The following is a 24,072-nucleotide window of genomic DNA, read 5'->3' on the forward strand; positions in this document are numbered from 1 at the left end:
GAGTGCAGATGACCGAGTCGGCAAACCCCGTCTCCGGCACCGACGGTGCGTCCGGCGGGAGGACGGTGCGGCGGGCCGCGCTCGTGCGTGAGCTGGACGCCCTCCCCACCACCGGGCAGACCAGGGTGCTGCTCGATCTCGTACGGGAACACACGCTCGCCGTGCTGCGGCGGACCCGGCCGGACACCGGGGCGGACGTCGACGCGGAACGGCCGTTCCGGGAGACGGGGCTCGACTCCGTCGCCCTGCTGGCCCTGCACACCCGGCTCAACGCGGCCACCGGCCTCGCCCTGCCCCCGACCGTCGTCTTCGACCACCCGTCGCCGGCCGCCCTCGCCGCCCATCTGCGCTCCGAGGTGCTGGGGCTGCCCGACCGGCCCGAGCCCGTCGCGGCACGCAGCACGGCGGACGACGACCCCGTCGCCGTCGTGGGCATCGGCTGCCGCTACCCCGGCGGCGTGTCCTCGCCCGACGACCTCTGGCGGCTGGTCGCCGACGGCACGCACATCCGCGACGAGTTCCCCACCGACCGGGGCTGGGACCTCGACCGGCTGTTCGACGCCGACCCCTCCACCCCCGGCACCACCTACGCCAGGCACGGCGGGTTCCTCGCCGACGCCGCGGACTTCGACGCGGACTTCTTCGGCATCAGCCCCCGTGAGGCGCTGGCCATGGACCCGCAGCAGCGGCTCGTCCTGGAGACCGTGTGGGAGGCGGTCGAGCGGGCGGGGATCGACGCGGACACCCTGCGCGGGAGCCGTACCGGCGTGTTCGTCGCGGCGGAACCGCAGGAGTACGCCATGCGCCTGCACGAGGCGCCCGACGGCCTCGACGGATACCTGCTCAGCGGCAACACCCCCAGTGTGGTCTCCGGCCGGGTCTCGTACGCGCTCGGACTCGAAGGACCGGCGCTGACCGTCGACACCGCCTGCTCCGGTTCCCTGGTCGGACTCCATCTGGCCGTCCAGTCCCTGCGGCGCGGCGAATGCTCCCTGGCCCTGGCGGGCGGGGTGGCCGTCATGGGCAGCCCCGGTACGTTCACCGCGTTCAGCCGACAGCGCGGGCTCGCGCCCGACGGGACGGTGAAGGCGTTCGCCGCGGCGGCGGACGGGACCGCGTTCGCCGAGGGCGTCGGTGTGTTCGTGCTGGAACGGCTCTCGGACGCGCGGGCCAACGGGCACCCGGTCCTCGCGGTCGTCCGAGGCACCGCCGTCAACCAGGACGGTGCCTCCAACGGCCTGACCGCGCCCAGCGGCCGGGCCCAGCGCCAGGTCATCGGGCAGGCGCTCGCCGACGCCGGACTCACCCCGGGGGACGTCGACGCCGTCGAGGCGCACGGCACCGGCACCACGCTCGGCGACCCGATCGAGGCGCAGGCCCTGCTGGCCACGTACGGGCGGGGACGCTCCGAGGGCGACCCGGTGTGGCTCGGCTCCGTCAAGTCGAACATCGGACACACCCAGGCCGCGGCGGGCTCGGCCGGGCTGATCAAGATGATCATGGCGCTGCGCAACGGGGTGCTTCCCGCGACACTGCACGTGGACGCTCCCTCGCCCAACGTCGACTGGACGGCGGGCGACGTCAGACTGCTGACCGAGGCCGTGCCGTGGGCCCCCGGGCCCCGGCCGCGCCGGGCCGGGGTCTCGTCCTTCGGCGTGAGCGGCACCAACGCGCACATCGTCATCGAGGAAGCGCCGACGCGGGGGGCGGGGGATGACTGGGTCGGTGGGGTCGGTGGGGACAGCGGGGACAGCGGGGACGACAGGGTCGGTGGGGGTTACGGGAGTGTTGGGGCTGACGGGTCTGTCAGGTCTGGTGGGCCTGGTGGGGTTGGCGAGGCTGGTGGGGTTGGCGAGGCTGGTGGGGTTGGCAAGGCTGGTGTGGTTGGCGAAGACGGCGAGGCTGGTGGGGCTGGCGAAGGTGGCGAGGCTGGTGGGGCTGCTGGGGTGACCGGGGCTGTCGGGGTCATCGAGGCTGTCAGGGACGCCGAGGGTGTCGGGGTGATCGGGGCTGTCGGGGCCACCGAGTCTGCCGGGGTCGCCGGAGCTGTCGGGGTCACCGAGGCTGCCAGAGTCGCCGGGGGCGCCAGAGTCGCCGGGGGCGCCGAGGGCGCCGGGGCCGACGATCGTACGGGTGACGGCGTAGGCGCTCCGAGGACCCTGCCCTTCGTGCTCTCCGCAAAGAACGACGAAGCCCTGCGCGACCAGGCACGCCGGCTCCTCGCCCACATCGAGGACCGCCCCGCCGTCCGCCCGCGCGACCTCGCGTACTCCCTCGCCACCACCCGTACCTCGCTGAAGCACCGGGCCGTCGTCCTCGCCGACGACCGGGACGGGCTGATGGGCGCGCTGGGCGCGCTCGCCGACGGGCAGGACGGCCCCGGCACGCACCGGTCCGTCGCGGGCGGCGAGACCGCGTTCCTCTTCACCGGCCAGGGCAGCCAGCGGCTCGCCATGGGACGGCAGCTCTACGCCGCCCACCCGCTGTACGCCAAGGCCCTCGACAACGCGATCGGCTACCTCGACCTCCAGCTCGAACGGTCCCTGTGGGACGTGCTGTTCGCCGAGGAGGGTTCCGAGGACGCGGAGCTGCTGAACCGCACCGGGTACGCGCAGGCGGCCCTCTTCGCCGTCGAGGTCTCCCTGTTCCGGCTCCTGGAGTCCTGGGGCGTACGCCCCGACCACGTCGCCGGGCACTCGATCGGCGAACTGGCCGCCGCGCATGTCGCGGGGGTCCTCTCCCTCGACGACGCGGCCACCCTGGTCGCCGCCCGGGGCCGGCTGATGGACGAACTGCCCGAGGGCGGCGCGATGTTCGCCGTTGCCGCCTCCGAGGAGACGGTACGGCCGCTGCTCGCCGACCGCTCCGACACGGTCGCCGTCGCCGCGGTCAACGGCCCCGAAGCGGTCGTGCTGTCCGGCGACGAACGGGCCGTCTCCGAGGTCGCCGCCCTGCTGGAGGCCGCCGGGCACCGCACCAAGCGGCTCCGGGTCAGCCACGCGTTCCACTCGCCGCTGATGGAACCGATGCTGGACGACTTCCGCCGCGTCGCGCAGGTCCTCACCTACACACCACCGAAGCTGTCCGTCGTCTCCCTGGTCACCGGTCGCGCGGCCACCGCCGACGAACTGTGCGACCCCGAGTACTGGGTACGTCACGTCAGGGACTCCGTCCGCTTCCACGACGGCATCCGTCTGCTGGCCGACCGGGGCGTCACCACCTTCCTCGAACTCGGCCCCGACCCGGTGCTGTGCGCACTGGGCCGCGAATGCGTCGACGGGGGCGTCGAGTTCGTGCCCGTGCTCCGGCGCGGACACGACGAGTCCCGGCAGGCGCTGACCGCGCTGGCCGTCGCCCACGCCCGGGGCGCCCGCCCCGACTGGGAGGCGTTCTTCGCGGGCGGCGGCGCCCGCCGCACCGAACTCCCCACGTACGCCTTCCAGCGCGAGCGCTACTGGCTGAGCGCCCCGGAACGGACCGGGAGCGCCGCCGACCTCGGTCAGGTCGCCGCCGACCATCCGCTGCTGGGTGCCGTCGTGGGACTCGCCGGTACGGACGGCGCCGTCCTCACCGGCAGAGTGTCGCCGCGTTCCCACCCGTGGCTCGCCGACCACGTCATCGCGGGCAGCGTGCTGCTGCCCGGCACCGCCTTCGTCGACCTCGCGCTGCGGGCCGGTGAACAGACCGGCTGCGCCCGCCTCGACGAACTCGTCATGGAATCGCCGCTGGTGCTGCCCGCCACGGGCGGCGTCGCACTCCAGATCGTCGTCGGCGCCCCGGACACCGGGGGCACCCGGCCGATCACCTTCCACTCCCGGGACGAGGACGCCCCCGCCGACGCGTCGTGGACCCGGCACGCGTCCGGCCGGCTCGCCCCCGCCCCCCGGACCGGCGAGCCGCACGGGGACCTCGCCGAGGGCACCTGGCCCCCGGCCGGCGCCCGGCCCGTCGACGTCACCGGGCTCTACGCGGACCTGGCCCGGCAGGGCTACGGCTACGGGCCCGCCTTCCACGGACTGCGAGCGGTGTGGCGCACCCCCGACGGGCAGGTCTTCGCCGAGGCCGCGCTGCCCGACACGGTCGCCGACCGTACCGCCTCCTTCGGCCTCCACCCCGCCCTCCTGGACGCGGTCCTGCACGCCACCGACTTCGCGACCGACCCCGACGGCACCGCCGACGAGCGGATTCGGCTGCCCTTCGCCTGGAGCGGGGTCACCCTCCACGCGTCCGGCGCCACGGCACTGCGGATACGTGTCTCCGCGACCGGCCCCGACGAGGTGACCCTCGAACTGGCCGACCCCACCGGCGCTCCCGTCGCCAGTGTCGGCTCCTTCCTGGTCCGCCCCGTCGACGCCGGCCGGCTGACGGCCGCCCGCGCCCGCCAGGACTCGCTGTTCCGCGTCCGGTGGAGCCCGCTGCCCACCCCGCTGCCCACCCCGCCGGCCGGCCCGGCGCCGGTCGGGGACGCCGTCACGGCCGTACTCCACACCTGCGCCGTCGGCCCGACCGGAGTCCCCGGCGCCGGTGGTGCCGACGCCCCCGGTCCCCTCGGCTCCACCGGTCAGGGCGTGGACGTACCGGCCGCCGTCCGGGCGGTCCTCGGCGACGCCCTGGCCGCCGTCCGCTCCCGGCTCGCCGAACCCTCGCCGCAGGACGGTCCGGGCGCCCGGCTCGTCGTCCTGACCTCCGGCGCGGTCGCCACCGGCCCCGACGAACAGGCCGGTCTGAGCCAGGCCCCGGTGTGGGGCCTGGTCCGCTCCGCACAGGCCGAGCACCCCGGCCGCTTCGTGCTGGTCGACACCGACGGCTCGATGGACACGGACGAGCTGCTGCGGGTCGCCGCCAGCACCGACGAACCCGAACTCGCCGTGCGAACAGGGCAGTTCCTCGTACCGAGACTGATCGAGGCGAGCGGGGCGAGCGGGGCGAGCGGGGCGAGCGGGGAGGCCGGGGAGGCCGGAGCCGTCGAGACGACCGGCGCCACGGCGGCCACCGAAGCGACCGGGGCCACCGAAGCGGCCAAGGCCACCGAAGCGACCGGGGCCACCGAAGCGACCGGGGCCACCGAAGCGGCCAAGGCCACCGAAGCGACCGGGGCCACCGGAACGGCCAAGGCCACCGACGCCACCGATGCGCCCCCGCGGGACACCGCGCCCTGGCACAAGGACGGCACCGTCCTCATCACCGGAGGCACCGGCGGAGTCGGTGCCACCCTGGCCCGGCACCTCGTCACCACGCACGGGGTACGCGGGCTGCTGCTCACCGGCCGCCGGGGCCTCGCGGCCCCCGGCGCCGAGGAACTGCGCGCCGAACTCACCGCCCTGGGCGCCGAGGTCACCGTCGCCGCCTGCGACGCGGCCGACCGGGACGACATGGCCGCCGTACTGGCCGCCGTACCGGACCGGCTTCCGCTCACCGCGGTGGTGCACGCCGCCGGCGTCCTCGATGACGGGCTGGTCGACTCCCTGGACGCCGGACGTCTCGACACCGTGCTGCGTCCCAAGGCCGACGGCGCCTGGAACCTGCACGAACTGACCCGCGACGCCGACCTGTCGGCGTTCGTCCTGTTCTCCTCGACGGCCACCCTCCTCGACGGCGCCGGCCAGGCCAACTACGCCGCCGCCAACGTCTTCCTCGACGCCCTCGCCACCCACCGGGCGGCCCTCGGCCTCCCGGCCACCTCCCTCGCCTGGGGCCTGTGGACCGGCACCGGCGGAATGGGCGGCGGGCTCGACGAGGCCGCACTCCGGCGCATCGAACGCCTCGGCCTCCAGCCGCTGTCCGCCGCCGAGAACCTTGCCCTCCTCGACCGGGCCGCCGCCACCGACGACCTGCCGACGGCCGTCCCCGTACGCCTGAATCTGCGCGCCCTGAACGCGCGCGCCGCCGACGTCCCCGCGCTGCTCCGCGGCCTCGTCCGCCCGCCCCGGCGCGCGGTCGACGCGGGCGGCGTCAGCGTCGAGCGGTCCCTCGCCGACCGGCTCGCGGGCCTGACCCGCGCTGAACGGGCCGAAGCCCTCCTCGACCTGGTCCGCGTCCAGGTCGCCGCCGTGCTCGGCCACGACGGCGCGGGCCGGATCGGTCCGGCCCGCGCCTTCAACGAGATGGGCTTCGACTCGCTCGCCGCCGTCGAACTGCGCAACCGCCTCAGCTCCGCGACCGGTGTCCCCCTGACCGCCACCCTCGTCTTCGACCACCCGTCCCCCGGGGCACTCGCCGACCACCTGGCCGCCAGGCTCGGCGGCGTCACCGAGCGGACCACGGACCGCCGCACCACCGGCCCGGCCGACGACGACGAGCCCATCGCCGTCGTCGGCATGGCCTGCCGCTACCCCGGCGGGGTCACCTCGCCCGAGGACCTGTGGCAGCTCGTCGCCGAGGGCCGCGACGCCGTATCCGCGTTTCCCACCGACCGGGGCTGGGACACCGACGTGTACGACCCGGAACCGGGCAGGCCCGGCAAGAGCCGCACCGACCAGGGCGGATTCCTCTACGAGGCGGCCGAGTTCGACCCCGAGTTCTTCGGGATCAGCCCGCGCGAGGCCCACGCCATGGACCCCCAGCAGCGGCTGCTGCTGGAGACCGCGTGGGAGACCGTCGAACGCGCGGGCATCGACCCCGAATCCCTGCGCGGCAGCGACACGGGCGTGTTCGCCGGAGTCATGTACCACGACTGGGGTCTGCGGCTCGGCCCGCTGCCCGAGCACATGGCCGGCTACCACGGCAACGGCAGCCTCGCCAGCGTCGTGTCCGGGCGGGTGGCGTACACCCTCGGCATCGAGGGACCCGCCGTCACCGTCGACACCGCCTGCTCGTCCTCCCTCGTCGCCCTCCACTGGGCGGCGCAGGCGCTGCGCAGGGGCGACTGCGGCCTCGCGCTCGCGGGCGGCGTCACCGTCATGTCCACCCCCGACACCTTCGTCGACATGAGCCGCCAGCGCGGCCTCGCCGCCGACGGCCGGTGCAAGTCCTTCGGCAGCGGCGCGGACGGCACCGGCTGGGGCGAGGGAGTGGGCCTGCTGCTCCTCGAACGGCTCTCGGACGCCGAACGCAACGGCCACCGCGTCCTCGGGGTGATACGCGGCTCCGCCGTCAACTCCGACGGCGCGTCCAACGGCCTCACCGCCCCCAACGGCCCCTCGCAACAGCGCGTCATCCGCCGCGCCCTGGCCGGCGCCGGCCTCACTCCCGCGGATGTCGACGTGGTCGAGGGCCACGGGACCGGCACCACGCTGGGCGACCCGATCGAGGCGCAGGCGCTGCTGGCCACGTACGGGCAGGAACGTCCGGAGGACGGCAGCCCCCTGCTGCTGGGGTCCGTCAAGTCCAACCTGGGCCACACGCAGGCGGCCGCGGGCGTCGCGGGTGTCATCAAGATGATCCAGGCCATGCGCCACGGAGTGGTGCCCGCGACCCTGCACGCCGACGAACCCTCACCGCAGGTGGACTGGGAGGCGGGCGCCGTACGGCTGGTGACCGCGCCCACCGAGTGGCCCGCGCGGGACCGTCCCCGCCGGGCCGGGGTGTCCTCGTTCGGAATCAGCGGTACGAACGCCCATGTCATCGTCGAGGAGCCGCCCGCCCGCGCCCGCTCCCTCTCCCGCTCACTGCCGGAGTCCGGGCCGTCGGGCGAGGCGCCGGTGGGTACGCCGGCCGATGCGCCGGTGGGTACGTCGGGCGAGGCGCCGGGCGAGGCGCCGGGGATCGTGCTCTGGCCGCTGTCGGCCAGGACCCCGGAGGCCCTGAGCGCCCAGGCCGAGCGCCTGCGGGACCACCTCGCCGGCCTGCCCGGCGACGCGCTGGCCGCGACCGGGTACGCCCTGGCGACCACCCGGGCCGCGCTCGAACACCGGGCTGTCGCCCTGGGCGCGGACCGGGCGGAACTGGCCGCCGCTCTCGACGCGTTGGCCGCCTCGGGCACCGGAACGGTTCAGGACACGGTCCGCGAGGGCAAAACGGCGTTCCTGTTCTCGGGTCAGGGTGCGCAGCGGTTGGGGATGGGCCGGGAGTTGTGTGAGGCGTTCCCGGTGTTCGCGGCGGCTTTCGGCGCGGTGGTGGGGGAGTTGGACGCGGGTCTGTCGCGTCCGTTGCGTGGGGTGGTGTGGGGTGAGGATGCTGGGCTGTTGGAGCGGACGGAGTTTGCTCAGGCTGGGTTGTTCGCGTTCGAGGTGGCGTTGTTCCGGCTGGTGGAGTCGTGGGGTGTGGCTCCGGATTTCCTGGTGGGGCATTCGGTGGGGGAGATCGCTGCCGCTCATGTGGCGGGTGTGTTGTCACTGGCGGATGCGGCGGCGTTGGTGGTGGCGCGTGGTCGGTTGATGCAGGGGCTGCCGGCGGGTGGTTCGATGGTGGCGGTTGAGGCGTCGGAGGCCGAGGTTCTGCCCCTGCTGGACGGCCCGGTGGGAATCGCCGCCGTCAACGGCCCCCGGTCGGTGGTCGTTTCGGGCGCCGAGGACGCCGTGGCATCCGTGGTGGAGCACTTCACCGGTCTGGGTCGGCGGACGAGCACGCTGCGGGTGTCGCACGCCTTCCATTCGCCGTTGATGGAACCGATGCTCGCCGACTTCGAGAAGGTGGTCTCGGGTCTGTCGTTCTCCGTCCCGGTTCTGCCTGTGGTGTCGGGTCTGACGGGTGGGGTGTCCGAGGAGATCGGGTCGCCGGGGTATTGGGTGCGGCATGTGCGGGAGGCGGTGCGGTTCGCCGACGCGGTCACGTACACAGCCAAGCGTGGCGTGACGACGTTCGTCGAGATCGGTCCCGACGCGGTGCTCACCGGCATGGGAGCGGAGAACGTCGACGCCGTCGAAGGTGACACCGCGTTCATCCCCTCCTCGCGCCGAGGACGCCCCGAGGCCCGCGAACTGCTCACCGCCCTGGCCCGTACGCAGGCACGCGGCGTCCCCGTCGCGTGGGACGCCTTCTACGGGCTCCCCGGGAACGCCGACGGAACCGAACTGCCCACCTACGCCTTCCAGCACCAGCGCTACTGGCTGGACGTCCCGGCCGACTCCGGCGACCTGGACGCCGCCGGTCTCGAACCGGTCGGACACCCGATGCTGAGCGCGGCGGTCACGACCCCCGACTCCGGCGGCGTGATCCTGACGGGACGACTGTCCGCGACCGGTCAACCGTGGCTCGCCGACCACGGCGTACTGGGCAGCGTGCTGCTCCCCGGCACCGCCTTCGTCGAACTCGCGGTACGGGCCGGTGACCGCGTCGGCTGCGGGCGGGTCGAGGAACTTCTCCTCGAAGCACCGCTGGTCCTCCCCGCACGCGCCACCGCCGCCGTCCGGGTCGTCGTCGGCGCACCGGACGCCACCGGCAGCTGCCCGGTCGGCATCCACTCCCGCCCGGGCACCGACCCGGACACCCCCTGGACACGGCACGCCCACGGCACCCTCAGCCGTGAGGCGCCCGCCCCCGCCTTCGACCTCACGCAGTGGCCGCCGCCCGGCGCGACACCGGTGGACGTGGAGGGCGCGTACGACAGGCTGCGGGAACGCGGTTACGCCTACGGGCCCGCCTTCCAGGGCCTGCGGGCCGCCTGGCGGCGCGGCGACGACGTCTTCGCCGAGGTGGCGCTCGACGGACCGGCCCGCGCCGAGGCACCCCGCTACGGGATTCATCCCGCGCTGCTGGACGCGGCCATGCACGCCGACCTGCTGACCGGGGCCGGGACCGACACCGCCCCGACCCTGCTGCCCTTCTCGTGGAACGGTGTCACCCTCCACGCCGCCGGAACGCCCGCCGTACGGGTCCACATCCGGCGGATACGCGGCGACGAGGTCTCGGCCATCATGGTCGCCGACGACACCGGGGCGCCGGTCACGACCGTGGAGTCCCTGGTGTCCAGGGAGGTTTCGCCCGAGCAGATCGCGGCGGCCTCAGGTGCGCCGTCCGCCTCGCTCCACCGCGTCACCTGGCAGCGCGTCGCACAGCCGGAGGCCGCCGCCGGGCCCTCGGACCCCGGTGTCACGGGTGTCACGGTCTTCCGCTGCCCGCCCACCCCGGCCGGCCTCGCCGTACCGGACGCCGTGCGCGAGGTCGCCCACCGGGTGCTCGGTGAGATACAGACCTGGCTCGCCGACCCCGCCACCGTCTCCCGCCGCCTCGCCGTGGTCACCCGGCACGCCGTGCCGGTCCGCCCCGGCGAGGACGTCGACCCGGTCCAGGCGCCCGTGTGGGGCCTGGTGCGCGCGGCACAGGCCGAGAACCCCGGCCGGTTCCTGCTGGTGGACACCGACGGCACGGACCGCACGGATCACGACGCGGACCACACGGATCATGCGGACCGCACGGACCGCACGGATCACACCGCTGCCGAACTCGCCGCCGCCACGGGCAACGGTGAATCCGAACTGGCTCTCCGTGAGGGCCGGTGGTGGGTCCCGCGTCTGACCGGGGCGGCCGTCCCCGAGCCGGCGCCGGACGCCCCCTGGGACACCGACGGCACCGTACTGATCACCGGCGGAACCAGCGGCCTCGGCGCACTCGTCGCCCGCCACCTCGTCACCGGCCACGGGGTGCGGCACCTCCTGCTCATCGGCCGGCGCGGTGCGGCAACGCCCGGCGCGGACGCACTCGTCGCCGAACTCACCGCGCTGGGCGCCGAGATCACCGTCGCCGCGTGCGACGTCGCGGACCGGGACGCACTGGCCGCCGTGCTCGCGGACATCGACCCGGACCACCCGCTGCGCGGAGTCGTGCACGCCGCCGGGGTCGCCGACGGCGGCCTGGTCGGCACGCTGACGCCCGAACGGTTCGACGCGGTGCTGCGGCCCAAGGCCGACGGGGCGTGGCACCTGCACGAACTGACCGAGGACACCGACCTCACGGCCTTCGTCCTGTTCTCCTCGGCCGGTGGACTGGTCCTCGCCGCCGGCCAGGCCGACTACGCGGCGGCCAATGTCTTCCTGGACGCACTCGCCACCCGTCGCCGCGCCGCCGGACTGCCCGCCACCGCCATGGCCTTCGGCATGTGGGAGGTCAGCACCGGACTCGGCGACCTCACCGACGCGGACCTCGACCGGATGGGGCGGCTCGGACTGCCCGCCCTCCCCGCCGACCGGGGACTGGCCCTCTTCGACGCCGCCCTCACCACCGGGGACGCCGTCGTCGTCCCGCTGGCCGTCGACGCGGTCGCCCTCGCCGCCCGGAGCGACGAACTGCCGGCCCTGCTGCGCGGCAGGACCCGGGGCGCCGTCCGCCGTACCGCACGGACCGGCGCCGTCGGCTCCGCCCTAGAACACCGGCTGGCCGGGGCGTCGCCCGAGGAGCGGGCCCGCATCCTCCTCGACGTGGTCCGTACCCAGGTCGCCTCCGTCCTCGGCCAGCCCTCCGCCGAAGCGGTCGGAGCCGGTACGGCCTTCCGCGACCAGGGGTTCGACTCCCTCGCCGCCGTCGAGCTGCGCAATCTGCTCGTCGGCGTGACCGGCCGGAAGCTGCCCGCCACGCTGGTCTTCGACCACCCCAACTCCCGGGCGGTCGCGGAACATCTGGACACGCTGTTCACCGCAACCGCAACCGCAACCGGCACCGTGAAGGCGGCGCCCCCGTCCGCCCCCGCTCCGGCCGCCACCGCCACCGCCACCGCCACCGACGAGCCGATCGCCGTGGTCGCGATCAGCTGCCGCTTCCCCGGCGGCGTGACCGGCCCCGAGGAGCTGTGGGACCTCGTCGTCCGCGACGGAGACGCCATCGGGGACTTCCCCACCGACCGGGGCTGGGACGGCGACGCCCTCTACGACCCCGAGCCCGGACTGCCCGGCCGTACCTATGTGCGCGAGGGCGGATTCCTTTACGACGCGGCCGAGTTCGACCCCGGGTTCTTCGGCATCATGCCGCGCGAGGCCCTTGCCATGGACCCGCAGCAACGGCTGCTCCTCCAGGCGGCCTGGGAGACGTTCGAGCGCGCCGGAATCGACCCGGACACCCTCCGGGGCAGCCAGACCGGGGTGTACGCCGGAGTGATGTACCACGAGTACGGGAGCCGGGTCACGGACGTCCCGGACGACCTGGCGGGCTACCTCGGCAACGGCAGCGCCGGAAGCATCGCCTCCGGCCGGGTCGCCTACGCGCTCGGACTCGAAGGACCCGCCGTCACCGTCGACACCGCCTGCTCCTCCTCCCTGGTCGGCCTCCACATGGCCTGCCAGGCCCTGCGCGCCGGAGAGATCGACCTGGCGATGGCGGGCGGGGTGACAGTCATGCCGACCCCGGACATCTTCGTCGACTTCAGCCGACAGCGCGGCCTCGCACCCGACGGCCGTTCCAAGGCGTTCGCCGGGGCGGCCGACGGCACCAGCTGGTCGGAGGGGGTCGGCCTGCTGCTCGTGGAACGGCTCTCGGACGCCCGGCGCAACGGCCACCCCGTCCTCGCCGTGGTCCGGGGCAGCGCCATCAACCAGGACGGCGCGTCCAACGGTCTCACCGCCCCCAACGGCCCCTCGCAGCAGCGCGTCATCCGCAGGGCCCTCTCGGCCGCCGGACTCACCACGGCCGACGTGGACGCCGTCGAGGGCCACGGGACCGGCACCCGGCTCGGCGATCCGATCGAGGCGCAGGCCCTGCTCGCCACGTACGGGCAGGACCGGCCCGCCGACCGGCCGCTGTGGCTGGGCTCGGTCAAGTCGAACATCGGGCACGCCCAGGCGGCGGCCGGGGTCAGCGGTGTCATCAAGATGGTGATGGCCCTCCGCAACGACCTGCTGCCCCGCACCCTGCACGTGGACGAACCGTCCCCGCAGGTCGACTGGGAGGCCGGTGCGGTACGGCTGCTCACCGAACCGGTCGCCTGGCCCCCGGGGGAACGCCCCCGCCGGGCCGGTGTCTCCTCCTTCGGACTGAGCGGTACGAACGCCCACGTCATCATCGAGGAGGCCCCCGCGCCGCAGGGGACGGCCGCCGACGAATACCCGGCCCCCGTACGCGTACCCGCTTCCCTGCCCGCCCCGGACCCGCTGCCCGTCGTACCGCTGGTCCTGTCCGCGCGGAGCGCGAAGTCGCTGTCCGCCCAGGCGGAACGGCTCCGGGACCACATGCGGGCCCGTCCCGAGCAGTCCGTCACCGACATCGCCCACTCCCTCGCCACCACCCGCGCGGTCCTCGACCACCGGGCCGTGCTCCTGGCCTCCGACCGCGAGGAGGCGTTGCGCGCACTCGACGGGCTGACGGCCGGACGCCCCGGAGCGGGCATCGTCACCGGCACCGGCCCCGCCGAGGTGTCGGGTTCGACGGCGTTCTTGTTCTCGGGTCAGGGTGCGCAGCGGTTGGGGATGGGGCGTGAGTTGTATGGGGTGTTTCCGGAGTTTGCGCGTGTGCTGGATGGGGTGGTGGGGGAGTTGGATGTGCGGTTGGGGTGTTCGTTGCGTGGGGTGATGTGGGGTTCGGACGGGGAGTTGCTGGATCGTACGGAGTTCGCTCAGGCGGGGTTGTTCGCGGTGGGGGTGGGGTTGTTCGGGTTGTTGGGGTCGTGGGGTGTGCGGCCGGGTGTGGTGGTGGGGCATTCGGTGGGGGAGATCGTGGCTGCTCATGTGGCGGGGGTGTTCTCGTTGGGTGATGCGGTTGATCTGGTGGTGGCGCGGGGTCGGTTGATGCAGGCGTTGCCGGTGGGTGGTGCGATGGCGGCTGTGGGGGTGTCGGAGGACGAGGTGCGGCCGTTGTTGTCGGCGGAGGTGGCTCTTGCCGCGGTCAATGGTCCGTCGGCTGTGGTGGTGTCCGGGTCCGGTGAGGGGGTGTCGCGGATCGTGGATCATTTCGCGGCGTCGGGGCGCAGGACCAAGTGGTTGAGGGTGTCGCACGCCTTCCACTCCCCGTTGATGGAGCCCATGCTCGCCGAGTTCCGCGAAGTCGCCGAACGCATCTCGTACCACAGCCCGACGATCCCCGTGGTGTCCAACGTGACGGGCACCACCGCCACGACCGCTCAACTCACCTCGCCCGACTACTGGGTGCGCCATGTGCGGGAGACCGTACGGTTCGCCGACGGTGTCCGGCATCTGCGCGCCGAGGGAACGACCCGCTATCTGGAGCTGGGCCCCGATGCCGTACTGACCGCGCTCACCAGGACGGCCCTCACCGAGACGTCGTCCACCGGGGCCGCGCTCGACGGACCGGCCGCCGTCACCGTGCCGGCCCTGCGCAAGGGCCGCCCCGAGGCCGCCACACTGCTCGCCGCGCTCGCCGCCCTGCATGTCGCCGGGCAGGCCCCCCGCTGGGCGGCGGTCCTCGACGGCCACGACGCACAACGCGTCGACCTGCCCACGTACGCCTTCGCCCGCGACACCTACTGGCTCGACGCGCCCACCGCGACCGGCGGGGACGTCCTGAGCCTCGGCCAGAGCGCTGCCGCCCACCCGCTGCTCAGCGCGGTGGTCACCTCCCCGGAGGCGGGCGGCGCGGTGCTGACCGGACGCCTGTCGATCCGTACCCACCCCTGGCTCGCCGACCACGACGTGCTCGGCACGGTCCTGCTGCCCGGCACCGGATACATCGAACTCGCCATCAGGGCCGGTGAGGAGGTCGGCTGCGATGTCGTCGAGGAACTCACCATCGAGGCCCTGATGCCACTGCCCCCGCACGGCGGCCTCGCCCTCCAGGTCGTCGTCGACGCGCCCGACGCCACGGGCCGCTGCTCGCTCGGCGTCTACTCACGGGCCGAGGACGCGCCCGCCGGCACCCCGTGGGCCAAGCACGCCAGTGGCGTACTCGCCCCCGGCGCCCGGACGGCCCCCGCCCCCGCCTCCTTCGGCGCGGGCACCGGGACCTGGCCACCCGAGGGGGCCACCGAGGTCGACATCGACGGTGTGTACGACTACCTCACCGGCCAGGGATACGGCTACGGCCCCATGTTCCGGGGTTTGCGGGGCATCTGGTCACGCGGCAAGGAGACCTTCGCCGAAGTGTCCCTGCCCGAGGACTCACTGGCGGTCGGCGCCGATTTCCGGCTCCACCCGTCGATCCTCGACGCCGCGCTGAGCGCCACCGACTTCATGGACGGGCGCAGACCACAGGACGTCGGCGGAACCCAGCTCCCCTTCGCCTGGTCCGGGGTCACCCTCCACGCGGCGGGCTCCTCCCGGCTGCGGGTGCGCATCACCGCCGTGGAATCACACCGCTCGCAGGGATCGGACGCGGTACGGCTCGAACTCGCCGACCCGCACGGCACCCCGGTCGCCACCGTCGAGTCCCTGGTCGTCCGGGCCGTGACCGCCGCCAAGGTGAACGCGGCGGCGGCCGCCGGGGCCGGCGAACGCGAAGCCGTGTTCCAGCTGGTCTCCCACCAACTCCCGCTCGGCGGCGCGGTCACCGCCGTGCCCGACAACTGGGCGGTGCTGGGTGCCGATCCGGACAGCGGCGGCGCGTTCCCCCACCACCCCGACCTGTCCGCGCTCGGGGACGCGGTCGACGCCGGCGCCCGCGTACCGGACGTGGTCGTCCTGCGCGTACCGGACGCCGGACCCGACGACTGCGTCCCGGCAGCCGTCCGCGCCGTCACCGGGCACGTCCTGGACACCGTGCGGGGCTGGCTCGCCGACCCCCGGTACACGGGCTCCCGGCTCATGGTCGTCACCCGGAACGCCGTCGCCGTCGCGGACTCCGACACCGTCGACCTCACCCAGGCACCCGTGTGGGGCCTGCTGCGCTCGGCGCAGGAGGAGAACCCGGGCCGCTTCGTCGTCGTCGACTCGGACGCATCCGCCACGGCCCTCGACGCCCTGCCCGCCGTGGCCGCGTCCGGGGAGCCGGAGGCCGTACTGCGCGGAGCGGAGGTACGCGTTCCCCGGCTGGCCCGGGTGAGCGCGGCCACCCCCACGGTGGCACCGCCGTGGGACTCCACCGGCACCGTACTCATCACCGGCGGTACCAGCGGCCTCGGCGCCCTCGTCGCCCGTCACCTCGTACGGGAACACGGCGTCCGGCACCTGCTGCTGGCCGGCCGGCGCGGCGAGGACACACCCGGCGCGACCGGACTCCGCGACGAACTGACCGCCCTCGGCGCCCAGGTCACCGTGGCGGCCTGCGACGCGGCCGACCGCCCGGCGGTGGACGCGCTGCTCTCCCGGGTCCCCGCGGCGCACCCGCTCACCGCCGTGGTGCACGCCGCGGCGACCATGGACAACGCGCTGATCGGCGCGCTCACCGCCCAGCAGGTCGACACGGTGATGCGGCCCAAGGTGGACGCGGCGTGGAACCTCCACGAGGCGACCCGGGACCTGGTCCCGGACCTCAAGGCGTTCGTCCTCTTCTCGTCCTGCGCCGGCCTGGTGGTCGGGGTCGGGCAGGGCAACTACGCGGCGGCCAACCGCTTCGTGGACGCGCTCTCCCTGCACCGCCGGGCGGAGGGCCTGCCCTCCACGTCGCTGGCCTTCGGCCTGTGGGAGACCACGACCGGCCTCGGCGGCGGGGTCACCCACGCCGACCTGCGGCGCATGCGCAACCTCGGAATGCCCGCGCTCTCCACCGAGGAGGGCCTGGCCCTCCTGGACGAAGCGATCGGCCTCGACCGGCCCGTCCTCGTACCGCTCCGGGTGAAGCGGGCGGAAGGCAAGGCGACCGAGCCCCCGCTGCTGCTGAAGGACGTGTTGCGCGCACCGCCTCGCACCACGCCCGGGAAGAACGAGGTCAGCGCCCCCGCGGTGGTCACCACCGCACAGGCCCCCGCTTCCGCCTCCCACCCGGCCCCGGCCCCCCTTTCGCTGGAACAGCGGATCAGCGGAATGAAGCCGGCCGAACGCAGACGCGCCGTGCTGGAGGTCATCCGGACGGAAGTGGCCGGAGTCAGCCACAGCGAGCCCGGCACCATCGACGTCGGCAAGGGCTTCACCGAGCTGGGCCTCGATTCACTCGCGGCCATCGACCTGCGCAACCGGCTGCAGAAGGCCACCGGGCTCCGGCTTCCGGCCACCATGATGTTCGACTACCCGAGCCCGCTCGGGCTCGCGGAACACCTCCTTGAGGAACTGCCCGGCGGCGACGAGGACGAGTCGTCCGCACCCGACGTCCCAGGCACAGGCAGTGCGGGGGGTACGGGGAGTGCGGGGCGTACGGGTAGTGCGCGGCGTACGGGCAGTGCGGGTGGCGCTTCGGACGACGCGTCGTTCCGGGAAGTGCTCGCCGCCATCCCGCTGGACGCGATCCGGCAGGCGGGCCTGCTGGACGACCTGCTGAAGCTGGCCGAATCCGTGCAGGCACCCCACCGGAGCGACACCGCGACCGGTGAAGCGATCAGGACCATGGACGTCGACGACCTCGTTCGCGCCGCGCTCGCGTCCGCCGACCCGATGAACCCGAGCGAGGGCTGAGAACATCATGGAATCTTCTGTCGAGCAGCTGGTCGCCGCCCTCCGCACGACCATGCTGGAGAACGAACGGCTCCGCGCCCGCAACGACCAGCTCACCGACGCGGCCCAGGAGCCGATCGCGGTTGTGGGTATGGCGTGTCGTTATCCGGGTGGGGTGGAGTCGCCGGAGGGTTTGTGGGATTTGTTGGTGGAGGGCCGGGATGGTGTGTCCGGTTTTCCGGTGGATCGTGGGTGGGATGTGGAGGGGATTTATGATCCGGAGCCGGGGAAGCCGAATCGTACGGTGACGAGGGAGGGCGGTTTCCTTTACGGGGCTGCTGATTTCGATGCTGAGGCGTTCGGTATTTCGCCGCGTGAGGCGTTGGGGATGGACCCGCAGCAGCGGTTGTTGCTGGAGGCGTCCTGGGAGGCGGTGGAGCGGGCGGGTATCGATCCGCTGTCGCTGAAGGGCAGCCGGACCGGGGTCTACGCCGGCGTCATGTACCACGACTACGGCCCCGGAACGAGCGACGGAAGCCTGGTCACGGGGCGCGTCGCCTTCACCCTCGGCCTCGAAGGACCCGCGGTCACGGTCGACACGGCGTGTTCCTCCTCCCTGGTGGCCCTGCACTGGGCGGCGCAGGCACTGCGGCAGGGGGACTGCTCGCTGGCGCTGGTCGGCGGGGTGACCGTGATGACCACGCCGGACATGTTCCTGTACTTCAGTCATCAGCGGGGTATGGCGGCGGACGGCCGGTGCAAGTCGTTCGCGGCGGATGCGGACGGTACGGGGTGCTCCGAGGGTGTGGGTGTGCTGCTGGTGGAGCGGTTGTCCGACGCGCGGCGGAACGGGCACCAGGTGCTCGCCGTGATCAGGGGCAGCGCGGTCAACCAGGACGGCGCGTCGAGCGGGATGACCACTCCGAACGGTCCGTCGCAACAGCGGGTCATTCGGGCGGCGTTGGACCAAGCCGGGTTGACGGCTGCGGACATCGATCTTGTGGAGGCGCATGGGACGGGGACCCGGTTGGGTGATCCGATCGAGGCGCAGGCGTTGTTGGCGACGTACGGGCAGGGGCGGCCTGAGGGTGATCCGTTGTGGTTGGGGTCGTTGAAGTCGAATCTTGGTCATACGCAGGCGGCTGCGGGTGTGGGTGGGGTGATCAAGGCGGTGTTGTCGATCCGCCATGGGGTGATGCCCAGGTCCCTTCATTGCGAGTCCCGTTCTTCGCAGGTGGATTGGGATGCGGGTGCGGTGGAGTTGTTGACGCAGGCGCGTGAGTGGCCGGTGCGGGATCGTCCGCGTCGGGTGGGGGTGTCGTCGTTCGGTCTGAGTGGGACGAACGCGCATGTGATCGTCGAGCAGGCTCCGGCGGTGGTGGAAGAGGAGATGCCGGGGTCGGTTGTGGTGCCGGTGGTGCCGGTGGTGTTGTCGGCGCGGGGGGAGAAGGCGTTGACCGCCCAGGCGGCCCGGCTGCTGGAGCATGTGCGTTCGTCGGGTGCGGGGTTGGTGGATGTGGGGTTTTCGTCGGTGGTGTCGCGTGCGGTGCTGGAGCACCGTGCGGTGATTACGGCCGGGGATCAGGAGGAGCTGGTCGCCGGGTTGGAGGCGCTGGCGGCAGGCGAGGAGTCCGGCCTGGTGGTGCGGGGAGTGGCCGGGAATGTAGGCGGGACTGCGTTCCTGTTTACGGGTCAGGGTGCGCAGCGGTTGGGGATGGGCCGGGAGTTGTGTGAGGCGTTCCCGGTGTTCGCGGCGGCTTTCGGCGCGGTGGTGGGGGAGTTGGACGCGGGTCTGTCGCGTCCGTTGCGTGGGGTGGTGTGGGGTGAGGATGCTGAGCTGCTGAGTCGGACGGAGTTTGCTCAGGCTGGGTTGTTCGCGTTCGAGGTGGCGTTGTTCCGGCTGGTGGAGTCGTGGGGGGTGGTCCCGGATTTCCTGGTGGGGCATTCGGTGGGGGAGATCGCTGCCGCTCATGTGGCGGGTGTGTTGTCACTGGCGGATGCGGCGGCGTTGGTGGTGGCGCGTGGCCGGTTGATGCAGGGGCTGCCGGCGGGTGGTTCGATGGTGGCGGTCGAGGCGTCGGAGGCCGAGGTTCTGCCCCTGCTGGACGGCCCGGTGGGAATCGCCTCCGTCAACGGCCCCCGGTCGGTGGTCGTTTCGGGCGCCGAGGACGCTGTGGCATCCGTGGTGGAGCATTTCGCTGGTCTGGGGCGGCGGACGAGTGTGCTGCGGGTGTCGCACGCGTTCCATTCGCCGTTGATGGAGCCGATGCTCGCCGACTTCGAGAAGGTGGTCTCGGGTCTGTCGTTCTCCGTCCCGGTTCTGCCGGTGGTGTCGGGTCTGACGGGTGAGGTTTCGGACGAGGTGGCGTCGCCGGGGTATTGGGTGCGGCATGTGCGGGAGGCGGTGCGGTTCGCCGACGCCGTCGCGTACACGGCTGCTCGTGGTGTGACGACGTTCATCGAGATCGGTCCGGACGCGGTGCTGGCCGGTATGGGCGCGCAGAGTGTGGAGGACGGGCTGTTCGTTCCGGTTCAGCGTCGTAGCCGGTCGGAGGCGCAGACAGCGGTCGGCGCTCTGGGGCGGCTTCACACGGCCGGTGTACGGGTGGACTGGGCTGGGTTTTATGGGGGTTCGGGTGCTCGGCGGGTGGGTTTGCCGACGTATGCGTTTCAGCGTGAGCGGTTTTGGCTGGGGTCGGTGTCGGGTGGGGATGTGGTGGGTGTGGGGCAGGTGGTGGTGGAGCATCCGGTGTTGGGTGCGGTGGTGGTGTTGGCGGATTCGGGTGGGGTGGTGTTGACGGGTCGGTTGTCGGTGGATGGTTTGCCGTGGTTGGTTGATCATGGTGTGTTGGGTTCGGTGTTGTTGCCGGGTGCGGCGTTTGTGGAGTTGGCTGTTCGTGCGGGTGATGAGGTGGGTTGTGGGTTGGTGGAGGAGTTGACGTTGCGGGCTCCGTTGGTGTTGTCGGGGTCTGGTGGGGTTGCGGTGCAGGTGGTGGTGGGTGGTGTGGGTGAGGGTGGTCGGCGTTCGTTGCGGGTGTATTCGCGGCGTGAGGGTGCTGGGGTGGGTGAAGCGTGGGTTCTGCACGCGGAGGGTGTGCTCGCGGAGGCGGGGCCGGTCCCGGAGATGGACCTCACCGAATGGCCCCCGCCCGGTGCGACCGACGTATTCGTCGACGACGCCTACGAGTTGCTGCACCAGCAGGGCTACGAGTACGGCCCCGTCTTCCGGGGGCTCAAGGCTGCCTGGCGGCGCGGGGATGATGTGTTCGCGGAGGTCGTGCTGCCCGAGTCGGCGCACGCGGACGCCGAACGGTTCGGTGTGCACCCTGCCCTCCTCGACGCCACCATGCACGCACTCGGGGTCGGCGAGCACGTAACGGGTGAGGAGGCGACAGAGCTTCCCTTCTCCTGGACGAACGTCTCCCTGCACGCCAACGGGGCTCGGGCACTTCGGGTCCATCTGTCGCGACAGGGCCCCAACAGCCTCTCGCTGAAGCTGGCCGACGAGAACGGTTCGCCCGTGGCCACGATCGGTGGACTCTCCTTCCGTCCGGTGTCGGTGGGGCAGTTGTCGGCTGGTGGTTCGGGTGGGTTGTGGGAGGTGGTGTGGCGTCCGGTGTCGGGTGCCGGGGCTGCTGTGCCTGGTGGTTCGGGTGCGGTGGTGTTCGATGTGGTGGCGGAGTGTGGTGGGGGGTTGTCGGGGTCGGATGTGGTGTCGGGTGTTCGGTTGGTGACGGGTCGGGTGTTGGGTGTGGTGCAGGAGTGGTTGGCGGGTGCTGGTGGGGGTGGTGGTCCGTTGGTGGTGGTGACGCGTGGGGCGGTTGCTGTGGGTGAGGGTGAGGGTGTGGATGTGTGTCAGGCGCCGGTGTGGGGTTTGGTGCGGGCGGCGCAGGCGGAGAATCCGGGGCGTTTCGTGTTGCTTGATGTGGATGTGGAGGGTGTGGCTGGGGTGGATGTGGCGGGGGTGGTGGCGTCGGGTGAGCCGGAGGTGGCTGTGCGGGGTGGTGTGGTGTGGGTTCCGCGTCTGGTGGCGGTGGAGGCGCCCGCGACCGGTTCTGCTGACGTGTTGGGTGGTGTGTCGGTGGATGTGTCGTCGGGTGTGGTGTTGGTGACGGGTGGTACGGGTGGTTTGGGTGGGTTGATTGCTCGGCATTTGGTGGAGGTGTGTGGGGTTCGTCGGTTGGTGTTGACGAGTCGGCGGGGTGGGGGTGCGCCGGGTGTGGAGGGTTTGGTGGAGGGGTTGGTGGGTGCGGGGGCTGAGGTGGAGGTGGTGGTGTGTGATGTGTCGGATCGGGGTGCGGTGGCTTCGTTGGTGGGGGGGATCGAGGATTTGGTGGGGGTGGTGCATGCGGCGGGTGCGGGGGACAACGGGTTGGTGGGTTCGATGGATGTGGGCCGGTTGGAGGGGGTGTGGGGTGCGAAGGCGGATGGTGCGTGGTTTTTGCATGAGTTGACGTTGGGGCGGGAGTTGGCGTTCTTTGTGTTGTTGTCGTCGGCGGGTGGTTTGGTGCTGGCGGCGGGGCAGGCGAATTATGCGGCGGCGAATGTGTTCCTGGACGGGCTGGCGGTGTATCGGGCGTCGCTCGGGCTGCCCGCGACGTCTCTCGCCTACGGCCTGTGGGACGTACGGACCGGGCTGACCGAATCCCTCGAAGAGGACGTACGGCTGATGGCCGCACGCGGCCTGCCCGCGCTCGGAGCGGCCGACGCGCTGGCACTGTTCGACGCGGGACTCCGCTCGGGGCGGCCGGCGCTCGTGCCGCTCGCCGTGGACGTACCGACCCTGCGTGCCCGGGAGGAACTGCCCGCGCTGCTGCGCGACCTCGTGCGCCCCGCCGACCTTCCCGTGTCACGGAGCCGTACGAAAGGAGCCGATCCGGCCGCGCTGGTCGCCCGGCTGTCGGGGCTGGGCACCAAGGAGCGTGAAGAGGCGCTGCTGGACCTGGTGCGCAACCACGCCGCCGCCGTCCTCGGGCACGCCGGCCGGGACGCCGTTCCGGCGGAGCGGGGCTTCCTCGACATCGGGTTCGACTCGTTGACGGCGCTGGAACTCCGTAACCGGCTGAACGCCCTCACCGGCTGCCGGCTGACCCCGACGCTGATCTTCGACTACCCGTCGGCCGCCGAACTGGCCGCTCATCTGCGGCAGGTCCTGTTCGGCGAGGACGCTCCCGAGGACGATCTCAGCTCCGCCACCGCGGACGAGCTGTTCGACATCCTCGACGGCGGGGCCGAGGTGTCGGCATGAGCGGCACGAACGGTACGAACGCCGACCGACCCGATGAGGAGCCCACGTGCGGAAGCAGATAGTCGTCGTGGGCGCGGCGGCAGCCGGTCTCACCGCCGTGGAGACCCTACGCGCCAAGGGGTACGAGGGTGGGCTCACCCTCGTCGGTGACGAGGCGCATCCCCCGTACGACCGGCCACCGCTCTCCAAGGAACTGCTGCGGGACACCTGGGACCCCGGGCAGACGTGGCTGCGGCCGGAGGACGTGCTGTCCGCGGTGGACACCGAACTGCGGCTGGGCTGCCGGGCCACCGGTCTGGACACGGGTGCGCGCACCGTCACGCTCTCCACCGGAGAACAGCTTCCGTACGACGAACTGATCATCGCCACCGGTCTGCGTCCCCGTCGGCTGCCGTGGGGCGACGGCGTACGGGGCGTCCATGTGCTGCGTTCGCTCGACGACGCCCTACGGCTGCGCGAGGAGTTGCTGCGCGGACCGCGGGTCGCGGTGATCGGGGCGGGTTTCCTCGGTTCGGAGATCGCCGCCACCGCGCGGGAGGCCGGGCTCGACGTCACGCTCATCGACACCAACTCCACGCCGCTGGCCCTTCAGGTCGGGCCCGGCGTCGGGGCCGGGGTGGCCGCGCTGCACCGGGAGCACGGGGTGCGGCTCGTTCTCGGCGCGGGTGTGGCGGGCCTCGCGGAGGGGCCCGGGGGAGTAAAGGCGGTACTGCTGGCCGGCGGTTCGCGGGTCGAGGCGGATCTCGTCGTCGTGGCGATCGGCTCGGTGCCCGCGGTGGACTGGCTCGCCGGTTCGGGGCTCGCCCTCGGCGACGGGGTGCTCTGTGACGCGTACTGCCGCGCCGCGCCCGGGGTGTGGGCGGCGGGGGACGTCGCGAACTGGCCGCACCCGACGGCGGGCGGCCGGGTGCGGCTGGAGCAGCGGACCAACGCGGCCCAGCAGGCCATGGCGGTCGTCGCCAACCTGCTGGCCGGGGAGGGCGCGGAACGGCCCTACGCGCCGGTGCCGTTCGGCTGGACACATCAGTTCGGGACGAAGATCCAGACCATCGGGTGGTGCTCACCGGACGCGCGTACGGAGATCGTCAGCGGTTCTCCGGAGAGCGGGGAGTTCGTCGCCGCGTACCACCGTGACGGCCGCCTGGTCGGCGCGCTGGGCTGGAACAGCGCGCGGGGGATGCGTCAGTGCCGGATGTCGCTCGGCCGTCCTTCGGCGGATTTCGTCGCCCCGGCCTCCGCCTCGACTTCCGTCCTGGTATCCGGATCGGCTTCCGCCTCGGCATACGTCCCGGCTTCCGCCTCGGCGTACGTCCCGGCCGTTGCTGAGGCTCCCGCCGTGACCGACCTGGCTTCCGCCCCCGCTCCCGCCGTGTCCGCCCCGGCTTCTGCTCCCGCTCCCGCCGTGTCCGTCGCGCCGGGTTCGGCCGGCGTCTGATTTCCCGTGGGGTGCGGGGCCGGGGTGCGACCGGCCCCGCACCCCACGGGCTCCGTCGACCCGGGATTCCCCCGCGAGCCGCGTATGGGTACATCTGGCGTATGCGATAC

Annotated in this window: 3 protein-coding genes; all 3 read left to right on the forward strand. The window is 72.9% G+C overall.

The features are described from left to right. Nucleotides 1-8 precede the first annotated feature (8 nt). The 3 genes from PZB75_RS17305 to PZB75_RS17315 are packed head-to-tail and all read left to right on the forward strand — an operon-like array spanning nt 9 to nt 23,962. Nucleotides 9-17,300 (forward strand): type I polyketide synthase, encoded by a 17,292-nt coding sequence (locus PZB75_RS17305; protein ID WP_275536208.1) that lies wholly within the window; start codon nt 9-11, stop codon nt 17,298-17,300. A 7-nt stretch (nt 17,301-17,307) separates the two neighbouring features. Further along, complete coding sequence (locus PZB75_RS17310; RefSeq protein ID WP_275536209.1) at nt 17,308-22,527, forward strand: type I polyketide synthase; 5,220 nt, start codon at nt 17,308-17,310, stop codon at nt 22,525-22,527. A 46-nt stretch (nt 22,528-22,573) separates the two neighbouring features. Beyond that, nucleotides 22,574-23,962 (forward strand): FAD-dependent oxidoreductase, encoded by a 1,389-nt coding sequence (locus PZB75_RS17315; RefSeq protein WP_275536210.1) that lies wholly within the window; start codon nt 22,574-22,576, stop codon nt 23,960-23,962. Nucleotides 23,963-24,072 lie beyond the last annotated feature (110 nt).

The organism is Streptomyces sp. AM 4-1-1, assembly GCF_029167625.1.
In the GTDB taxonomy this organism is placed as follows: domain Bacteria; phylum Actinomycetota; class Actinomycetes; order Streptomycetales; family Streptomycetaceae; genus Streptomyces.

Bases quoted from the DNA above. Each gene is read 5' to 3' on its own strand.
- PZB75_RS17305 (WP_275536208.1), top strand. From the start codon at position 9: ATGACCGAGTCGGCAAACCCCGTCTCCGGCACCGACGGTGCGTCCGGC.
- PZB75_RS17310 (WP_275536209.1), top strand. From the start codon at position 17,308: ATGGAATCTTCTGTCGAGCAGCTGGTCGCCGCCCTCCGCACGACCATG.